This is a genomic window from Anaerotruncus sp. 80 (assembly GCF_009936115.1).
In the GTDB taxonomy this organism is placed as follows: domain Bacteria; phylum Bacillota; class Clostridia; order Peptostreptococcales; family Anaerovoracaceae; genus Senimuribacter; species Senimuribacter intestinalis.
In genome coordinates this window covers 21856-40216 of record NZ_QWES01000008.1, presented here as the reverse complement: position 1 = coordinate 40216, position 18361 = coordinate 21856, and the positions used below count along the sequence as shown (strand labels likewise).

Annotated in this window: 16 protein-coding genes; 14 read left to right on the top strand and 2 right to left on the bottom strand. The window is 42.1% G+C overall.

Annotated elements, in window-relative coordinates; genetic code table 11:
• Window positions 1-87: 87 nt before the first annotated feature.
• The 12 genes from D1155_RS04470 to D1155_RS04415 all read left to right on the top strand — a co-directional run bounded on the left by D1155_RS04470 (window position 88) and on the right by D1155_RS04415 (window position 14127).
• On the top strand, window positions 88-276 hold the full coding sequence (locus D1155_RS04470; protein WP_347560964.1) for a molybdate-binding protein: 189 nt from the start codon (window positions 88-90) through the stop codon (window positions 274-276).
• Window positions 277-410: 134 nt separating this feature from the next.
• Window positions 411-1652, top strand: a complete 1242-nt coding sequence (locus D1155_RS04465) for a tyrosine-type recombinase/integrase (protein ID WP_347560963.1) — start codon at window positions 411-413, stop codon at window positions 1650-1652.
• A gap of 474 nt (window positions 1653-2126) precedes the next feature.
• On the top strand, window positions 2127-2270 hold the full coding sequence (locus D1155_RS04460; RefSeq protein ID WP_207709510.1) for a hypothetical protein: 144 nt from the start codon (window positions 2127-2129) through the stop codon (window positions 2268-2270).
• A 243-nt stretch (window positions 2271-2513) separates the two neighbouring features.
• Complete coding sequence (locus D1155_RS04455) at window positions 2514-3632, top strand: AAA family ATPase (protein WP_160201196.1); 1119 nt, start codon at window positions 2514-2516, stop codon at window positions 3630-3632.
• A complete protein-coding gene (locus tag D1155_RS04450; protein WP_243151014.1) occupies window positions 3629-4027 on the top strand; it encodes a hypothetical protein in 399 nt (132 codons plus the stop codon). The genes D1155_RS04455 and D1155_RS04450 overlap by 4 nt, the downstream gene beginning before the upstream one ends.
• A gap of 213 nt (window positions 4028-4240) precedes the next feature.
• Complete coding sequence (locus D1155_RS04445) at window positions 4241-5425, top strand: winged helix-turn-helix domain-containing protein (RefSeq protein ID WP_160201195.1); 1185 nt, start codon at window positions 4241-4243, stop codon at window positions 5423-5425.
• Between the two features lie 105 nt (window positions 5426-5530).
• Window positions 5531-7621 (top strand): diguanylate cyclase, encoded by a 2091-nt coding sequence (locus tag D1155_RS04440; protein WP_160201194.1) that lies wholly within the window; start codon window positions 5531-5533, stop codon window positions 7619-7621.
• A 2-nt stretch (window positions 7622-7623) separates the two neighbouring features.
• On the top strand, window positions 7624-7974 hold the full coding sequence (locus D1155_RS04435) for an Hpt domain-containing protein (RefSeq protein WP_160201193.1): 351 nt from the start codon (window positions 7624-7626) through the stop codon (window positions 7972-7974).
• Between the two features lie 11 nt (window positions 7975-7985).
• Window positions 7986-10523: a response regulator gene (locus D1155_RS04430; protein ID WP_338545979.1), complete on the top strand. Its 2538-nt coding sequence runs from the start codon at window positions 7986-7988 to the stop codon at window positions 10521-10523.
• A 178-nt stretch (window positions 10524-10701) separates the two neighbouring features.
• Window positions 10702-11718 carry an ornithine cyclodeaminase family protein gene (locus tag D1155_RS04425; protein WP_160201192.1) on the top strand — a complete coding sequence of 339 codons (1017 nt, stop codon included), beginning with the start codon at window positions 10702-10704 and terminating at the stop codon, window positions 11716-11718.
• Between the two features lie 20 nt (window positions 11719-11738).
• Window positions 11739-12860: an aminotransferase gene (locus D1155_RS04420; RefSeq protein ID WP_160201191.1), complete on the top strand. Its 1122-nt coding sequence runs from the start codon at window positions 11739-11741 to the stop codon at window positions 12858-12860.
• Between the two features lie 103 nt (window positions 12861-12963).
• On the top strand, window positions 12964-14127 hold the full coding sequence (locus tag D1155_RS04415; RefSeq protein ID WP_160201190.1) for a PucR family transcriptional regulator: 1164 nt from the start codon (window positions 12964-12966) through the stop codon (window positions 14125-14127).
• 14 nt (window positions 14128-14141) lie between these two features.
• On the opposite strand, the gene D1155_RS04410 is transcribed toward D1155_RS04415, so the two are convergent.
• Entirely contained in the window at window positions 14142-14768 is a 627-nt protein-coding gene (locus D1155_RS04410; RefSeq protein WP_160201189.1) for a DUF47 family protein, read from the bottom strand.
• Window positions 14769-14792: 24 nt separating this feature from the next.
• The gene (locus D1155_RS04405) at window positions 14793-15785 is read right to left on the bottom strand and encodes an inorganic phosphate transporter (RefSeq protein ID WP_160201188.1); all 993 of its coding nucleotides are present in this window, start codon (window positions 15783-15785) and stop codon (window positions 14793-14795) included.
• A gap of 231 nt (window positions 15786-16016) precedes the next feature.
• On the opposite strand from D1155_RS04405, the gene nhaC reads away from it, so the two are divergent.
• On the top strand, window positions 16017-17504 hold the full coding sequence (nhaC, locus tag D1155_RS04400) for a Na+/H+ antiporter NhaC (RefSeq protein ID WP_160201187.1): 1488 nt from the start codon (window positions 16017-16019) through the stop codon (window positions 17502-17504).
• On the top strand, window positions 17504-18331 hold the full coding sequence (locus D1155_RS04395; RefSeq protein ID WP_160201186.1) for a histidinol-phosphatase HisJ family protein: 828 nt from the start codon (window positions 17504-17506) through the stop codon (window positions 18329-18331). The genes nhaC and D1155_RS04395 overlap by 1 nt, the downstream gene beginning before the upstream one ends.
• Window positions 18332-18361: the final 30 nt, after the last annotated feature.

Here is an 18361-nt window from a genome sequence, read left to right as displayed (position 1 = left end):
TGTACTTACTGCGGAATCAAGAGAGGGTACGACTACTATATATTAGACTAAGGCAGGGTTAGATGTAAACGGAAGAGGGGATTTGTTGTGGAAGGAAATGAAAAAGTGTTATTCAATGTTAAAGAAACAGCAGCATATCTGAATTTAGGCTTAACAAAAACGAGAGAACTTATGAAAGCAAATGAGGCTATTTTTGTTATACGATTTGGAAACCGGCGATATGCACATAAACTGCTACTTGATAAATGGCTGCTGGCACAGATAAAGCAACACTAATAAATGTTATAAAGAAGAAAATAATTAGTGATGCAGCTCTGCGATAGAATAATTCGCAGAGTTGTTTCATTTTAGGGGAATATGGTACTTTGATAGCGGTATACCAAATAAATTGAATTTAGGAGGAACACATCGTGGCAAAGAAATTACCGAAGGGAATTAGAAAAAGTAAATCTGGTGGATATGAAGCCAGAGCAATGGTTAAAGGAAAGCGTATTTATATATATAGCAGAGACTTGGATTCATTAGTTGTAGATTTTGAAAAGGCAAAAGAAGAAGCTGCCAATGAGGTGGAGTATCTGAAACGAAATCTTACTTTGGATAACTGGTTTCATGAGTGGTTTGAAAATGTAAAGTGCCATAAGGTTAAAGAAACCAGCAGACCCACTATGAGAAACGGCTACAAAAGGACATTTGGATTCTATATGGGACGAATGAAGATTACAGACATCCGACCAATAGATATTCAGAATACGATTAACGCGATGGAAAAGGCAGGTGCATCGCACAGTGCCATGCGTGACAACTTGGGACGCATTCGTGAATGTTTGGAATTTGCTGTTGCAAATCAATTTATTCCAGCAAATCCTTGTATTCAAATAGAGGTGCCGTGGTCTTTTAGACGCCCTAAAGAGGAAGTTGCATTATCACAGGAAGAACAAAATGAATTTTTGAGCGCAATGGAGGACAATTGGTATCGAGAACTTGCATATTTTATGTGTTTGACAGGAGTGCGAGTTGGAGAACTAGGCGGAGTAAAGTGGAAAGATATAGACGTTAAGAATAAGACAATCCGAATTGAAAGAGCACTTAGCTGCAATTATGTTGATGGTGTTAAGCGGCAGGCTCTTACGACACCAAAGACTGTGAACTCAATTAGGACAATTCCTTTTATTGGTGAAATGGAAGAAATTCTTCTTTCACAGAAGCAGAAGCAATCAGTTTTAAAAAAGGAATTGGGTAAACGCTGGAGAGGGAAAGGTGAATTTGAAGACTTAGTTTTCACAACCGGAATGGGAAGTCCTTGCAGCAGATATATTGTAGATAAAGAAATAAAAAAAGCGTTAAATCGAATGAGAACAAAGGAAGCACAAAGTGCAATGGAAGAAAATAGGGAACCTAGAGAGTTTAGAGATTTTCACCCACATTCCTTAAGGCATACTTTCGCAACACGATGTTTTGAAGCTGGTATGGAGCCCAAAGTGGTACAGATGCTAATGGGGCATTCGAGCATTACTGTCACATTGAACATTTACACACACGTAATGAAAAGCAAACTACATGAGGAAGTGAGTAAGTTTGGACTTGCCAATAAAGAACCAATAGTGATTACCCCTATAGAAACGCCAAGCTTTAGCGCTCATGCTTACTATTAAAACCCCAAAATTGAAAAAATTTATCCCATATTTCATATAACTATCCAATATGTGTGTAGATATAGAGTTCTCAAATCCCAAAAAAGAGGAATCAGGGATAGGGAAAAAGTTCAAGAAGAAATAGAGAGATTGAAGTGAGAATCTACATATCAGATGACTGATGTGCAGAATTAAGAACTCTCACAATAGCAAGCCGATTTTGCTAGAAAGTAGCATAGCAGCAGGCTGCAGCAGCTGCTAAGAACTAATCAAAACAGCAACTGGCAAATAAGTAAGAATGAAAACCCTTGAAAGACTCACCGGCTGAGCGCTTTCAAGGGTTTTTTAGTGGTTTTGATTGTAACGGTTACAAAAAAACAGCGGATTTATTTGTCAGGGCGAATAAAGATAAAGTGAGGAAGGCCTGCTACCATGATTTAGTGAAGAGCAAAGAGCCACGGCGCTGCGCATATCGCTTTAGTAAAACCGGTAGATTTGACGGTGCTGGAGCTTCGGGAAAATGATTTAATCCAGCGGCTTGTCAGCTGCTGCAAAGAGTTTGAAAAAGACAGGATTACCACCGTTATTTTAGGCTGCACCGGTATGAACCGGGCGGCAGATGCTGTGCAGCTTGCTTAAAAAGAGGTCGGAAGTTGTGTGCAGGTCATTGAACCTTTGAAAACAGGAATCAAACTGCTTGAACTGATGATACAGATGAAATTTGTCAACGGTATTAAAAGTATAGAGATAAAAAGGAGCGATTATATCGCAGAGTAGGAAATGATACAGGGTAGGCTTTCATACAAAATCAAAAAATGATTTTAAACAAAAATGTTGTTTAAAATCATTTTTTGGTGTATACTATAAACAGAGGTGATATACATGAAATTATTGAGAGTAAAAGCGAATGGATTCAAGAATTGTAAAGATGATTTTACGATAGACTTTACGGCAAAATCTAAGAAGACTGCTGAAGACAAAGAGTACGAGCTTCAAAAGATAGCGGAAGATTTGTATGTGTTCAATACGATGGCATTTGTAGGAAAAAATGCCTCTGGAAAAACGAGTGCAATAGAGCTTTTGGATTGCTGCTATTCTATACTCGGCAATTTTAGACTTGAGGAAAAATACTATCATTACGACGGAATTCAGCTTGAAATCATTTTTTTTCATGAGAATTCTATCTATCGCTATACAACGGAATTGAAAGGCGACAGCTCTCTTGGAAACAAAGCGAACTTTGTAAGTCAGCATTTGTATCAGAAACCGTATTATAAATCCAAGGTAAACGGTATTTTTGATTTGGAAGATTTCACAGAGTTAAAGGATTTGGGTGCATTGCCGGAGGATACCTCTATTCTGTTCTTTGCTTTGGAGAAGAAAAGAACGCAGGCTTTTTATTTTGATAGTTTCGGAAGCGGCACAGACACATATCAGCTTCTTTTTAAGGCAATGAAAGCTTACGAGATAGAAGAATCGGTATTTCTTACCATTATAAGGATTTTCGACGAAAATATTAAAAAAATAGAACGTGTAGATGCGCATAATTACAGATTAGCTTACGGCAGCAGTGAAGAAGTTGTATCGGATAACGAACTTTTGCATTTTCTTTCCAGCGGAACGACCAAAGGAATTTTTTTATACATTTTGATGGTAGCTTCTCTCAAAAATGGATTTGACCTTTTGATTGATGAAATAGAAAATCACTTTCATAAGACGCTGGTCGAAAATATGATTAGTTTATATAAAGATAAAAATGTAAACAGAAAAAATGCCTCTTTAATTTTTACCACCCACTATTGTGAAGTGCTGGATTTATTTAACAGGCAGGATAATATATGGATTTCCAAGGCGTCAGATAAGGTGGAATTGTATAACATGTATAGCGAGTACAATGTCAGATCCGAGCTTTTAAAGAGTAAACAGTTTTATTGTAATGCATTTAATACAGCAGTAGATTACGAGACACTGATGAAGATGAAGAAGGAGCTGATGGCATGAAAATTCTTATGATGTGCGAAGGCTCTAACGAACTGGAAATCATGAGGATTCTTTTGAAAAATAACTGTTTGAAGTATTCCGAAGATGACCTTTTGAATGTAACCCCTTATCATGCGAGACAGATTGAGAAAAACAGTGCAGTAAAAACGGCATTAAATCTCTATCAAGGCGAGGTGAAGGTTTTTCGTATCGGTGACGGATTTGGCGACAAGCTGAGAATCCCCAAAGATTATAAAGATAAAATCATCAGTGTAGAGAAATACTGCACGAAACCTGAGCTGGAAATGCTTCTTATCATTGCAGAAAAAATGACTGCAGAATTTGAAAAGGTGAAGTCATCGGTTAAGGCAAAGAATTGCAAAGAAATATATCCGCTGCGGCAGAAGAAAGTATGACAACAGCAGTGCATTTTACCAGGAATATTTTGGAAATCGTGCAGAATTACTGGTTGATTCCATAAAAGAGTATAAGAGAATAAAAGGAACGCACAAAAAAGACGAGGGATATTTGGCAGACCTTCTAAAATGACGGCAAATCTTATTGACATAGACTGGGAATTACCTATATAATAGAGGTACATTTATGTGGCGGAAATCGGAGGTATAGGTATGTCCAAAAATGACTTTGTGTGTGTTCGCATGTTTGGTGGATTCGTCATTAGCTATCAAGGCACGAAGTATAATATGACGCAGCATTTAAACAAGCAGCCGCTGAATCTTTTGCAGTATCTGCTGCTCAATCATGAAAAAATTGTTTCTAATGAGGACCTTTATGACGCACTTTGGAGTGAGAGTAAGAATCCAAAGAGTGCGCTGAAGTTCACTATCCACAGCCTGCGAGCATCCTTGAAGGAATTATTTGGAGATGATACTGACTGGATTGTTTCCAGCAAAGGCGGATACAGAATTACAAATCAGATTAGATTTGTTCTGGATACGGATTTACTCACTGAGATTTCTCAAAAACTGGAAGGAAAAGTGGAACTGACAGAGAAAGAGTACAAGTCAGCCATGAAAGTTATGGATCTTTATACCGGACACCTCTATATGACGTCTTCTCAGCATTTTTGGATTATGCAGCTTGCAGAATGGTACAGAGCAAGCTTTGCCAATATTGTAGGAAGAATCTGCAAATATCTGATTAATCAGGGCGAATATGAGCGAATGATTAAGATTGATTATCAGGCAATTTTGCGAGAACCTTTCTATGAGGGTTTGCATTACTTTTACATACAGGGACTGATTAAGACCCAGGAATATCACAAGGCGATTCAATATTACGACGAGATTAATGAAGCCTTTTACAAAGAACTGGGAACGGGCTTGTCACCAAAGTTTAAAGAACTTTATGAACTGATTGAGGAAGAGAACAAGTCAAAAATTCTTAAGATATCAGAAGTAAAAAAAGAACTCAATGACAATCGGGATAAGCAGGCAGACAGAGGTGGATTTTACTGCACCTACGATATGTTTAAGCACGTGTATGAGTTGACTTCCAAGGTTGCTAAGCGTGAAAACAAGAATTATTATCTCATTTTGTTTAATGTGACGGGTGCTGCAGAAATTGATAAGAAAAGCACCATTTTAAACAAACTGAAGGCTATGATTTTAGATTCTATCCGTTCGTCTGATATTTGTGCAAGAGTGGCAGATGATCAGTTCGTGCTTTTGGTGCAGTGCGCTAAACCGGATGATACCTATATCATTGTGCAGCGTATTTCCCAGCTCTTTTATAAATCCTATTCTTCCCGCCAGTATCGTCTGAATTACAGCGTGGAAGACATTAATGATTAAGTAGATAAAAATATCCACATATACTAAAAAAGGACTTTCAAAAAAGTCCTTTTTTTAGTATACTTAAAGTGAGACTAAAGCTTGAATTATAGAGGAAATTTAGATATGGCAGGCAAAGAAAAACAAAAGATTTTAATCGTAGATGATTCAGAGATGAATCGTCTGATTTTAAGTGATATTTTAGAGGAAGAATTTGAAATTCTGGAGGCAGAAGATGGTGAGGAAGGCATTATGATTCTCCAGAAAAGAAATATGGAAATTTCTTTGGTACTTTTAGATATCGTTATGCCGGGCATGGACGGGTTCGGTGTGCTGGAGGTGATGAATCAGAATCGCTGGATTAAAGATATTCCTGTGGTGATGATTTCCGCAGAGAATTCCACCGATTATATCGCAAGGGCCTATGAACTTGGGGTAACGGATTTTATTTCGCGTCCCTTTGACTCTTCTGTGGTTTACCGGCGAGTGAATAACACCATCATGCTTTATGCCAAGCAGAAGAAGCTGGCGACTATGGTTGCAGACCAAATTTATGAGACTGAGAAGCGAAGCGGACTATTAGTTTCCATCTTAAGCCATATTGTTGAATTTAGAAACGGCGAAAGCGGCATGCACGTCATTCATGTACAGGCGTTGACAGAACTGCTGCTTAGAAGTCTGGCGAGGAAGACGGATAAGTATAACCTGACCCCGGCGCAGATTTCGCTGATTTCCGTCACTTCGGCCCTGCACGATATCGGAAAGATTGGCATTCCCGATCAAGTTTTAAATAAACCGGGCAAGCTAACCGATGAAGAGTTTGCCATTATGAAGACTCACTCTCAGCTGGGCGCATCTATGCTTGAGGCCATTCCTTTTTACAAAGATGAGGAGCTGGTTAAGGTTGCGATTGACATTTGTCAGTCACACCATGAGCGATACGATGGAAGAGGCTATCCTAACGGTCTGGTTGGTGAGGAAATTCCTATTGCGGCGCAGGTTGTGGCTTTGGCGGACGTCTACGATGCGCTGACTAGTGAGCGCGTTTACAAAAAAGCCTTTTCTCACGAAAAAGCCATAGATATGATTTTGCATGGGGAGTGCGGCGCATTTAATCCGTTGATTATGGAGTGCCTTAGAGACAACGAAGAGGAAGTGCGCAAGGTCATGGATAATGAGACACTGGGCTCCAGCTTAGACAAGGAGTTTTATCATATTTCCGACAGCATTGCCGACCGTGAGGAACTTTCTGCAGTGGACAAAGCTATGCGTCTTTTGGAATATGAACGGAAAAAGAATGAATTTTATGCGGAGATGTCCAAGGAAATTCAGTTTGAATATATAGCAGCGCCCCCTTTGCTTACAGTATCAGCGTGGGGTGCTAAAGTGCTGGGAATTTCTGAAAATATCCTAAATCCTATGGAGGATGAGAGCTTAGGTAATTGTTTCGGGAAAGAAAACATACAGAAGCTTATTGAATGTCTGGAGCAGACGTCACCGGAGAATCCAATTGTTCAGTTGGATTTTGAAATGACGCAGGCAGGCGAGGCAAGATGGAAACGGGTCGTTGCACAGACCATTTGGAGCAGTGAAGGCAGCGAAGGTGTAGGTTCCTTTGTAAAGTTCTATGGAAAGATTACTGACATTCATGAAGAATATGTCGAGCTATCCATTCTGAAGCAAATGTCGTCAAGAGATGGATTAACTGGTCTTTATAACAGAGCTGCTGCCACGGAAATGATGGTGGAGCGCATGCAGAAAAACCCGGATCATTCCTTTGCTTTCATTATGTTTGATATAGATGATTTTAAGTCAGCTAACGACCAGTATGGGCACATTTTTGGTGACTCGGTGCTGAAGTATGTGGCAGATAAGTTAACGCAGAGTATTAGAAGTTCTGATATTGCAGCACGTATTGGCGGAGATGAATTTATGTTGTTCCTGGAATACAGAACCAGTTTAGAGATGGTTGTTGAACGTATCTTTACGGCAATCAACAGCATGTTTAATGAATTTTCTGTTTCAATCAGTATGGGCATTGCAAAATCCGACGATGTGGGAACAGATTATACGCAGCTTTACCACTGTGCGGACTGCGCTTTATATACTGCAAAGAAAGGTGGAAAAGGACGTTACTATTTTTATGATGAAACCATGAAGGACACGTTGCTTGCGACTTCGCAGAACAAAGAGGAAGAAGAGAAAGTGAGGGAGTAAAAATGACAGTAAAAGAATGTTATGAAATGATGGGCGGCGACTACGAAGGCGTACTTTCTCGCCTGCGCAAAGATGAGAGAATTGAAAAGTTTGCGCTGAAATTTTTAGATGATGGCAGCTATCAGCTGCTGTGCGACTCTTTAGCAGCAGGCAATTATGACGAAGCCTTCCGGGCTTCACACACCATTAAAGGTGTTTGTCAGAATTTAGGTTTTGATAAACTTCATGTATCGGCAGACGCTTTGACAGAAAAGTTGAGGGCGAAAGACACCGATGGTCTGGAGGCATATATAGATTGCCTGAAAGAAGATTATGCCGTTACTATTCAGGCAATTCAAGGATTGCTGAAATAAGGAGAAAGAATGTGAAGAAAAATTTTAGCAGATATTTATTAATCAGCATTATAGTCGCAGCGGTTTTGAGTACTGCTGTTCTCGCCGGGGTTACTATGTTTATGAAGGATAAGAGCGAATCCTCCATCAGTAAAATCGGTGAAATCTATATGGCAGAGATGAACCGTCAGATTCAGCAGAAATTTGATACGGTAGTTGAGCTGCGAATTTCTCAGATAGAAGGACTGATTCAAAGGACACCACCGGAGAAATATGATTTCGGTGAGGCACTGATTGCAGAATTGCAGACAGGTGTTCGTGTGCGGGATTTTCAATATTTAGCCCTTTACACCCAAGAAGGAGATTTCTATCGAATTTTCGGAGAGGAAATACAGCCTTTCGACGAGGCGGAATTTCTGCAGCTTTTGCGAGGGGATGGTAAACAGATTTCACGTGCATATACGGCGGATGAACAGAGCATGCTGATGCTTTCTGTACCTGTCAAATATGATATGGGTGGCGGAAAGAAAAGTGATGTCATCGTTGCAGGCATTTCTATGGAGTATATCAGCCAGAATCTGTTTTTAAATGAGCAGGATACGACTGCATATTCCCATATCATTAACAGCGATGGGGATTTTGTTATTCGTGGCGGCGATGCTTTTAGAGACAACTTTTTTGACCGAATGATGGCAACCTTAGAAACCTATAATGGAAAAACCAAGGAAAGTTATGCAGCGGAATTAGAGGAAGCGATTGCGAAAAATATAAAATACTCCACTGTCATTTCTATTAATGGAGAGAGAAGACATCTCTATATGACGGAGCTGTCCGATTCGGAATGGTACTTAATCAGTATTATGCCGTTTGGGGATTTGGACAAGATTGTCTATGAGTTGGACGAAGTGCGTGCTGTTGCTATGCTGACAGCTGGTGGCACCATCCTGATTATGCTGCTTCTGATTTTCCTGCTTTATTACAGAATGATGAAGACACAAATGCGGGAACTGGAGGAGGCAAAGAGAGAAGCTGTGCATGCTAATGCAGCTAAGAGCGAGTTTCTTTCTAGCATGAGCCATGATATCAGAACACCGATGAACGCCATTGTCGGCATGACGGAGATTGCAATTAAGAATGAGGGAGACAGCAGCAGAGTAGATGATTGCCTGCAGAAAATTAAATTGTCCAGCAAACACCTGCTTGGACTGATTAACGATGTTCTCGACATGTCTAAGATAGAAAGTGGAAAGATGAACCTTTCTATGGACCAGCTTTCTCTGCGGGAAGCAATGAAAGATATCGTACAGATTATGCAGCCACAGTTTAAGTCGAAGAATCAGCATTTTGATATTTTTATTCAGAAGATTGTTTCTGAGAATGTTATGTGTGATAGCGTGCGTCTGAATCAGGTGCTTTTGAATTTGCTTTCAAATGCTCATAAGTTCACACCGGAAGACGGTACTATCAATGTATATTTAGTGCAGGAAAATTCTCCTTTAGGCGAAGAATATGTCAGAAATCAGTTCCGTATTAAGGATACCGGAATCGGCATGAGTCCGGAATTTATGGACAAGATATTTGACTCCTTTACCAGAGAAAAATCTATGGCGGTAGAGAAGACTGTAGGCAGCGGTCTGGGAATGGCAATTACTAAACATATCCTTGATGCCATGGGCGGCACCATAGAAATAGAAAGTGAACTGGGAAAAGGAAGCGAATTCCGCATTACTGTTGATTTAAAGAAGGCGACCATAGAAGAAGAGGAGATGACACTGTCGGTTGATAGAGTGCTGGTGGTTGACGACAACGAAAATCTTTGTTTTAGTGCGGTCGCAGCCTTGGAAGAACTGGGAGTTAAAGCAGAATATGCCCTTAGCGGTGAAGCAGCACTGGAAATGATTGAGGCAAAACATAAAGAAGGCAAGGACTATCAGGTGGTTCTCCTTGACTGGAAAATGCCAGGTATGGATGGTGTGCATACTATGCGCGAAATCAGCAGAAGAGTAGAACATAAAATTCCGGTATTTTTAATTTCTGCCTATGACTGGAGTGATATAGAACGTCAGGCGCTGGAAGCAGGCATTACCGGCTTTATTGCGAAACCGCTCTTTAAATCTACCCTTTATTATGGGCTGAAACGTTATCTTCAGGGAGAAGCGGCAGACGAAGAAAAGGAAGCAAGTTATGACTTTTCAGGGAAAAGAATTTTGCTGACAGAGGATAATGAACTGAACTATGAGATTGCCAATGATATTTTGACGGAAGTTGGATTTGAAGTAGAGTGGGCAGAAAATGGACAGATCTGTGTTGATAAAATGAGTCAGTCACCGCTTTACTACTATGATGCAATTCTGATGGATATTCGGATGCCGGTAATGAATGGATATGAGGCGACCACTGCTGTGCGTGCGCTTGAACGTGAGGATAATAATCTTCCGATTATTGCTATGTCAGCTGATGCATTTGCAGAAGATATCCAGCATAGTTTGGACTGCGGTATGAATGCTCATACAGCAAAGCCAATCGACATCGATGAAGTGATGAAACTTCTTGTTAAATACATTCAATAGATAATAGAAAGCCCCCCTTTGAGAAAGCAGTGAACTGCCTTCTCAAAGGGGGCTCTTGTATAATTTTCAAAAAAAGCGGCGGGAGTTCTGGAATTTTACAAAACATTTGCTTTTTCAAAGTTGATATACTTTAAATAGATTTTAGACAAGAAGCGTAGTTTTGGAAAGGAAATGAGAGATGTTTACATTACGAGTATTGAGCAGGGAAGTCACAGAAAAAGTTCTGAAGCTTTCCGATGTTATCAGCACGGTAGAGGAAGTATACCGTCTAAAAGCTATGGGAGAGACTGCGGTATTTCCTCTGGTGTTTCATGAATTTGAACCGGGCGTAGCAGACATGGATATCAAGTCCGGCTGGCTGAAAGGCAGCGATATTTTCGGTCTAAAAGTGGTATCCTGGTTTGGCGAAAACACAAAGAAGGATCTTCCAGCGCTGATTGGAACCGTTCTGGTTATGGATGCAAAGACTGGCGTTCCGCAGGGAATTTTAGACGGCAGTCACATTACAGGAATCAGAACTGGCGCGGCAGGCGCAATCGGTGCAAAGCTCCTTGCAAGAAAAGATTCTAAAAGTTTGATGGTAGTAGGCGCGGGTCATGTGGCAACTTTTCAGGTGGCTGCGACTTTGACACAGCTTCCTGATATCGAGAAGGTCTATGTTTACGATGCTCTGAGCCAGGAAAATGCGGAGCGTTTTGCAGCGTCTATGCCGGAAGTTCTAACTGAAACTTTTGAGATGAAGGACTGTAGGGCAGTCTTTGAGGCGGTGACAGATTTACCGGCTGCCACAAGGGACAGCGATATCATCATTACGGTGACACCGTCCAAAGAGCCGATTATCCGCAAGGAGTGGGTAAAACCGGGCACTCATTTCAGCTGTATTGGCGCTGACATGAGTGGAAAGGAGGAAATCGACGCAGAAATCTTTGACGGCGCAAGGGTATTTACCGATGATACACCGCAGTGCATCAATGTAGGTGAAATCGAGATTCCAATCAAGAAGGGCATCCTAAAGGCAGAAGATATCGCAGGGGAAATCGGAGAAATTCTCACAGGAAAGACCTGCGGCAGAGAAAGTGATGAGCAGATTACCGTATTTGATGCAACTGGCACGGCACTGTTAGATTTGCTTACTGCAAAGTTGGCGCTTTCAAAGGCTTTGGAGCAGGGTCTTGGTGAAACCGTAAATCTGTAATAAAGAATTGGAGGAAAAACATGGATATTAAAACTTTTAAAGTAGAACGCTGGATGAATGAGTATGAAGAGCAGGCGGTATATAACCTGGCAGAAACCTGCGTAGATTCTATTACTATTAAAGAACTGTTAGAACTGGCAGGGGAGGATGTGGATAGCTATATGAGAAGCCTTGCAGACCTGCGCCTTTCCTACAGTCATATCTTTGGATCTCCGCAGCTTCTTGCCGGCATTGCGAGCCTTTATAAAGACGTAAAGCCGCAGCACGTAATTCCAACTCACGGTGCAATCGGTGCAAATAATCAGGTGATTACTACGTTGATTGGTCGTGATGACAACATGGTTTCCGTTATGCCGACTTACCAGCAGCATTACTCCATTCCGGAGTCCATCGGTGCAGATGTAAGAATTTTGCAGCTGACCCTAGAGGATGATTATCTTCCAAATCTTGATGTGCTTCGGTCCTTAGTTGATGAAAAAACCAAGATGATTACCATCAATAATCCGAATAACCCGACCGGTTCATGGATTCCGGTAGATATTATGCAGGAAATCATTGAAATTGCAAAGAGCGTGGACGCTTATGTTCTCTGCGATGAAGTATACAGAGGTATTGCTGAGGATGAAAGATATATGCACTCCATCGTAGATCTTTACGACAAGGGTATTTCTGTAGGCAGCATGTCCAAGGTATTTTCCATGGCAGGCGTTAGAATGGGCTGGATTGTTACTAAGGACGAAGCTGCACTGCATTTGTGCCACGAAAGACGCGACTACGATACCATCAGCTGCGGCGTGGTAGATGATGCGCTGTCTTCACTGGCCCTTGCTCATAAGGAGGCAATCTTTGCAAGAAACAGAGGCATATTAAATAAAAATAGAGCGATTTTAGACCAGTGGGTGAATGAAACCCCAGAAGTAAAATATCTCAGACCTGTTGCAGGAACCACAGCTTTAGTGTATTATAATAAGGACATACCATCACAGGAACTGTGCAAAAAGCTCCTTTTTGAAAAGGGTGTGCTTTTTACACCGGGCGAGTGTTTTGAAATGGAAGGAGCAGTCAGAATCGGCTACGCATACGATTCCAAAACCCTGCGTGAAGGACTGGATAAATTCACAGAGTTTCTTAGAGAACTGTAAAATGGCGGGCGGGCTGCTTTAATCATGTAAGCATAAAACTTCGTAAAACGATGGGTGATTCATTGTGCCCATCGTTTTGTTTTTAGCAGAAAGGAGAGAAAAGATGGCATTAAAAGTAAAAGATCTGCTGCATTTGCAAAGTTTGCAGGGACTTAGGCTTCTTTCCGGAGAGAGGGGGCTTGACCGGGTGGTCTGCTCTGTTGGCATTATGGACTATGAGTTTGCTGAGGGTGTGGACTATCAGAATGAGGCGCCTTTTGAGAGGGACAGCTTTGTCATTTCCTCTCTTTTGTTCGCACAGTCGGACAGCAGCAGAATTCTGGAGGCGGTTAAGGCGCTGTACGAAATGGGAACTTCTGCTTTTGCCTTTAAGAGTGTCATCTTTGATACATTGCCTCAGGAGGTACTGGATTTTTCCAGGGAAAAGAACTACCCGATCTTTGTTTTTGGGCTGGAGCGGTATTTTGAAAATATTGTCTACGAAATCATGGAAGCGGTGCAGCGAGATGACACGCAGATTTTAGACGAACAGATGATTAAACGAATGATAGAAGGCGACATGCCAGGGGATGAGGTAAGCCGTATTTGCAAGAACCTTTCACTGTTTTTTAAAGAGCATGCGCAGGCCGTTTACGTGCGACCTAGGGCAAAGGGAGAGAGGCTTAAGACTACGCGCATTTTCAGAAACTTTTATATGAACAAGGCCCTTAAGAAAAAAAGTCTGTTGTGCCGTTATGATGGCGGTGTTTTTGTGATTCTGACTGCCGCCTCTGAAAACCTTGAAGGTTTTGAAGTGATTCTAAAGGAAGTGTGCGACAATTTATCCTTTGAAGGGGCTGTATACTTTAGCAGAAGCGACATTCACCCGCCTCACGAGGCGTTGGACTTGTGTCTTCGAGAGAGTTTTCATACCTTTGCCGCCAGCATGGCAGAAGGTAGAGAATATGCAAACTATGAGAAAATCGGCGCATTTTCCTATCTGGTGCCTCTAGCAAATACGCAAGCCATGCGAACTTTTTCGGAAGGCTTCTTAAAACCGCTTTTGGGCAGAGAGGAATACCTTTCTACCTGTCAGGAATGGGTATTTCAAAAGGGCGATATCAACGCTACCGCCCTTTCTATGAACTGTCATCAAAACACCATTCGCTACAGACTCTCTAAGGTGAAAGAACTTTTGGCTGCGGAGGAAAAGACTGAAGCTGAATTTTATGGAGAATTGTCCGCAGCGCTTCGGATTCATCTGCTCCATGAAAGTGGTGTTCTGTAAATGCAGTTTGTATGTTATTTGATGGACTTGATTTTCAAATCACTGATACTGTCTGCGGCACGACCAATCTTGTTGGCGAGGCAGTTAAGGTCTTTAGAAAATTCACGCATAATAATGATTTCCTTTAAGGGAAGCGTCTGTTTGTCAAGTTCTGCGATGATTTCCCAGTAAAGTCTCTTAACTTGGTTTTCGTTCTTCTTTGCCTTGACTAGATTTTCCCAGAAAACATCACAGTTATCGTTCCAGCTTTCCATGGCTGATGTGATGGCGAGAATGGAACTTGCAATGCAGCGTGCCATTTCTACGTGCTTTTCAAAGGGGGTATAGCTGAAAAATACCAGAAAATCCTTTAAATCCTTGACTTTATCTGTCATGTCGTCGATAGAGCGGGACACGGCAAATAGATCGTGACGATCAAGGGGTGTGATGAAAGAGTTTTCTACATAGTCGATGAGGCTTCTTCTGACCTTATCGGCTTTTTTTTCGCATTGCTCGATAGAATCTGCCAGTTGGTCGTCTGGCTGATTCATAAAGTTTAAGAGCAGGGAAATACTTTTGGATGTATATTCACACTGTTTGAGCAACATGGAGTGAAAATCGGGTCTTTCGTTTTTCTTGAAAAAATTTGGTTTTCTTTTCATGATATTCGAGTTCCTTTCTACCAGTTAAATCAGGTGAAGCAGCAGGAAGACCAGGCCGCCGGTTGCTGCCGAGGCGGGAATGGTAATCAGCCACGCGAGGAGAATTTTTTTTGTAACAGTCCAGTTGACGGATTTAGGCGTATTGCCGCTGCCGACTCCCATGACCGAGGAGGTGATGACCTGGGTGGCGCTGATGGGAAGTCCGGTCAGGTTAGCAAGGGTCATTACGCTGATGGTAGCAATCTGGGAGGCAAAGGAATTGTGAATATCGATTTTACAAATTTCCATGCCCACAGTTTTAATCATATTATATCCGCCGGTGATAGTACCGATGGCAAGAGCGGCGCTGCAGCTTACGATGAGCCAGAATGGGATCTCAATTCCTGCGGAAAAATATCCGGCAAGGCCGATGGCGATAAGTCCCATGACCTTTTGGGCATCATTGCTGCCATAGCTGAACGCTAGGAAAAAACTGCTCAGTTTATGCAGAATACGAATCCTGGGCTGCCATACGATGGTAGCGTTTTTTAAAAGGGTGTTCTGCAATTTCAGGAACAAATAGCCGAAGATAAATCCCAGCAGAGGGGATATGAGCATAGCGAGAATGACTTTTACAAAGATAGAGTTCCAAAGTATGTATCCTGCGCCATAAGCGGCAATACCGCTGCCAATCATGGAGCCAATCATAGAGTGAGAGGCGCTTGAGGGAAGTTTGATGATCCAGGTCAGGATATTCCAGACCATGCTTCCTGCAAAGGAAGCAGCCACAAAGGTGTAGCACTGGTCAGAACTTCCGGCAAGAACTGACGTGATATCAATGATGTTTTCTGATACGGTGTAGGCCACTGCTGTACCCAGTGCTAGAGCCCCTAAAAGGTTTGCAAGCCCGGCGATAAAAACGGCTTTCGCAGGCGGAATAAGCCGAGAGGAAATGGTGGTGGCAACGATGGTGCCGCCATCGTGCATACCGTTGATATAGGCGAAAATAAGTCCAATGGCAATCATAAAATAAAACATAAAATACGCTCCGTTTCAGTATTGTCAACTTCATTATATATGCAAGAAGGAAGAGAAAAGTTTAGAGAATCCTAGAATTTTCGGAAGTTTTTTTGTAGAAAGTTACAATTTATAAATTCCACAAAAAAGTACCGAAATCTTTGTGTTTTATCAAATCCATATTTGTAGAAATATTGCTATAATTTACACAGTGCAATAATACTATATAAATTTTAAAGGAGGAACTTATTTATGAAAGATAAGGCTAAGACCAAAGAGCGTCCGGTTCGCGTAAAGAGAAAACCGAACATTGTGGAAGCGCTCTCAGCAGTCATCGTGCTGCTTGTAATCTTTTTCTTCGGTTCCCTTGCAGACCTGTCTGCGCCAGCGCTGATTGGCATTTCCCTGTGCTGGGTGGTATTCATCGGCTGGCGCTGCGGCTATAGCTGGGAAGAGATGGAAAAATATACCGCAGAGAAAATTAAATCTGCTGCACCGGCAATGTCGGTTCTCATTGCAGTAGGGTTTCTGCTGGGCTCCTGGATGTACTCCGGAACCATTCCAATGTTTATTTATTACGGCGTACAGCTTGTCAGTGAAAAGTGGATTTTAGTTTCCGCATTTGCATTGTGTGCGATCTTCTCCACCTGTACAGGTACTTCATGGGGATCTGCTGCAACAGCAGGTATTACTATGATGGGAATCGCAACAGCAATGCCGAACGTAAACATTGCAGCGGTAGCAGGTGCGTGCTACACTGGCGCCATCTTCGGGGACAAGCTTTCTCCGCTGTCTGATACTACCATTTTAGCAGCGCTGTCCACGAAGAACGATATTTTCGATCATATTAAGCACATGTCTAAAACGGTTATTCCGGCTGCGGTCATCGGTGTGGCAGTATATCTGGTGATGGGTATCAGTGCTTCCACCACAGGTACAGGACTTCCGGAAAACACGCTGCAGCTTCTTTCTACGCTGGATTCCGTATTTAAGTGGAATATTCTGGTGCTGCTGCCTCTGGTAATCGTAGTATACGGCGCGGTTACTAAAAAGCCGTCTACGGTAGTGATGATGATTTCTGCGGTTGTAGCGCTGCTCATCGGTATGTTCTATCAGGGATTTGAACTGGCAGACGGTGTAACTGCCCTTTACAGCGGATTTAATCTGGAAATGGTGGAAGGCGCAAGACCTGGATTTATAGCTGCAGAGGCAGGGGAAGACGCTATGACGCTTCTGAATCGAGGCGGACTTTCCTCCATGCTGAAATCTTTCATTCTAATCTATATTTGCTTCTATTTTGCAGGTATTATGGAACAGATTGGCGCAATCGAAGTACTGCTTGGTAAACTGTTGCAATCTGTAAAGACCAGATTCACGCTAATTCTGGCAACTGCGGTTTCTGTAATTATTTTGGTTGCGATCGGCGGAAGCTCTTCGCTAGCACTGATTCTGACTGGTGAGATGTATAACGAAAAGTATAAGGAAATGGGTCTTTCTACACTGAACCTTTCCAGAACTATGGAAGATTTCGGTACTGGTATGGCAGGGTTTATCCCGTGGTCTGGCTCCGGCGTTTACTATCCGTCAGTGCTGGGCGTTCCAATCAGCGCATATCTTCCGTATTGCTTCATGAGCTATGCAGTATGGGTAATCGCACTGGTATACGCTATGACCGGTATTTGCATGAAACCTCTGGAAGCAGATGCTGAACTGAAAGAAAGTGAAGGAGCTGAAGCATAATGATTGCGGATATGCATGTACATACAAGATGGTCCAGTGATTCTACAACACCGGTGGCAGAGCAGGTAGAGCGCGCCATTGAACTGGGCATGGAGTCTATCTGCATTACTGACCATCAGGACTTTGATGCACCGAGATTTCCCCCGGACTATTTTACGTTTCTCATCGACGACAGAGGCGATGATGCGGCAATTTCTGCATATGTTGCAGATTTAGCCAGTGTAAAGGAGCGTTATGGGGACAGAATTGAAGTACTTACAGGTATTGAGCTTGGCATGCAGCCTCATCTTTGTGAAAGATTGACAGAACTTGCAAATTCCTTTCCGTTTGATTTCATCATCGGTTCAACCCATACGTTTCACAAGATGGACGCTGAGGATAAGAGGCATTATGAAGGCGTAGATATCCAGCTTGCAGTCTCTCAATATTTTGAGGAGGAGCTGGAAAATATCAAACGTTTTCAGGTATTTGATGTAGCAGGCCACATGGATTTTGTACTGCGCTACGGTCCCGGTGCACTGGAACAGTTCACTTATGCTAAATATGCAGATATTCTAGATGCGATTTTGAAAGAACTCATCGAAACAGGGCGGGGCATTGAGTGCAACACTTCTAAGTTTGTTGCAAAGAACATGACCAATCCACACCGTGATATTATAAAGCGGTATGCAGAACTGGGTGGTGAAATTATCACCTTTGGTTCTGACTCTCATGTATCTTCCCGCTTAGGCGAGGGCTTTTGTGAGGTCGCAGAGATGGTGAAGGCTTGCGGCATTGATTACTATGCGGTGTTCCGCCAGCATAAACCTTCGTTCTATAAAATTTAAAAAGTAATAAAGAACCCGGATATGTAGGTC

Coding starts and splice junctions, on each gene's coding strand:
- D1155_RS04455 (WP_160201196.1), top strand. CDS start 2,514: ATGAAATTATTGAGAGTAAAAGCGAATGGATTCAAGAATTGTAAAGAT.
- D1155_RS04450 (WP_243151014.1), top strand. CDS start 3,629: ATGAAAATTCTTATGATGTGCGAAGGCTCTAACGAACTGGAAATCATG.
- D1155_RS04445 (WP_160201195.1), top strand. CDS start 4,241: ATGTCCAAAAATGACTTTGTGTGTGTTCGCATGTTTGGTGGATTCGTC.
- D1155_RS04440 (WP_160201194.1), top strand. CDS start 5,531: ATGGCAGGCAAAGAAAAACAAAAGATTTTAATCGTAGATGATTCAGAG.
- D1155_RS04435 (WP_160201193.1), top strand. CDS start 7,624: ATGACAGTAAAAGAATGTTATGAAATGATGGGCGGCGACTACGAAGGC.
- D1155_RS04425 (WP_160201192.1), top strand. CDS start 10,702: ATGTTTACATTACGAGTATTGAGCAGGGAAGTCACAGAAAAAGTTCTG.
- D1155_RS04420 (WP_160201191.1), top strand. CDS start 11,739: ATGGATATTAAAACTTTTAAAGTAGAACGCTGGATGAATGAGTATGAA.
- D1155_RS04415 (WP_160201190.1), top strand. CDS start 12,964: ATGGCATTAAAAGTAAAAGATCTGCTGCATTTGCAAAGTTTGCAGGGA.
- D1155_RS04410 (WP_160201189.1), bottom strand. CDS start 14,768: ATGAAAAGAAAACCAAATTTTTTCAAGAAAAACGAAAGACCCGATTTT.
- D1155_RS04405 (WP_160201188.1), bottom strand. CDS start 15,785: ATGTTTTATTTTATGATTGCCATTGGACTTATTTTCGCCTATATCAAC.
- nhaC (WP_160201187.1), top strand. CDS start 16,017: ATGAAAGATAAGGCTAAGACCAAAGAGCGTCCGGTTCGCGTAAAGAGA.
- D1155_RS04395 (WP_160201186.1), top strand. CDS start 17,504: ATGATTGCGGATATGCATGTACATACAAGATGGTCCAGTGATTCTACA.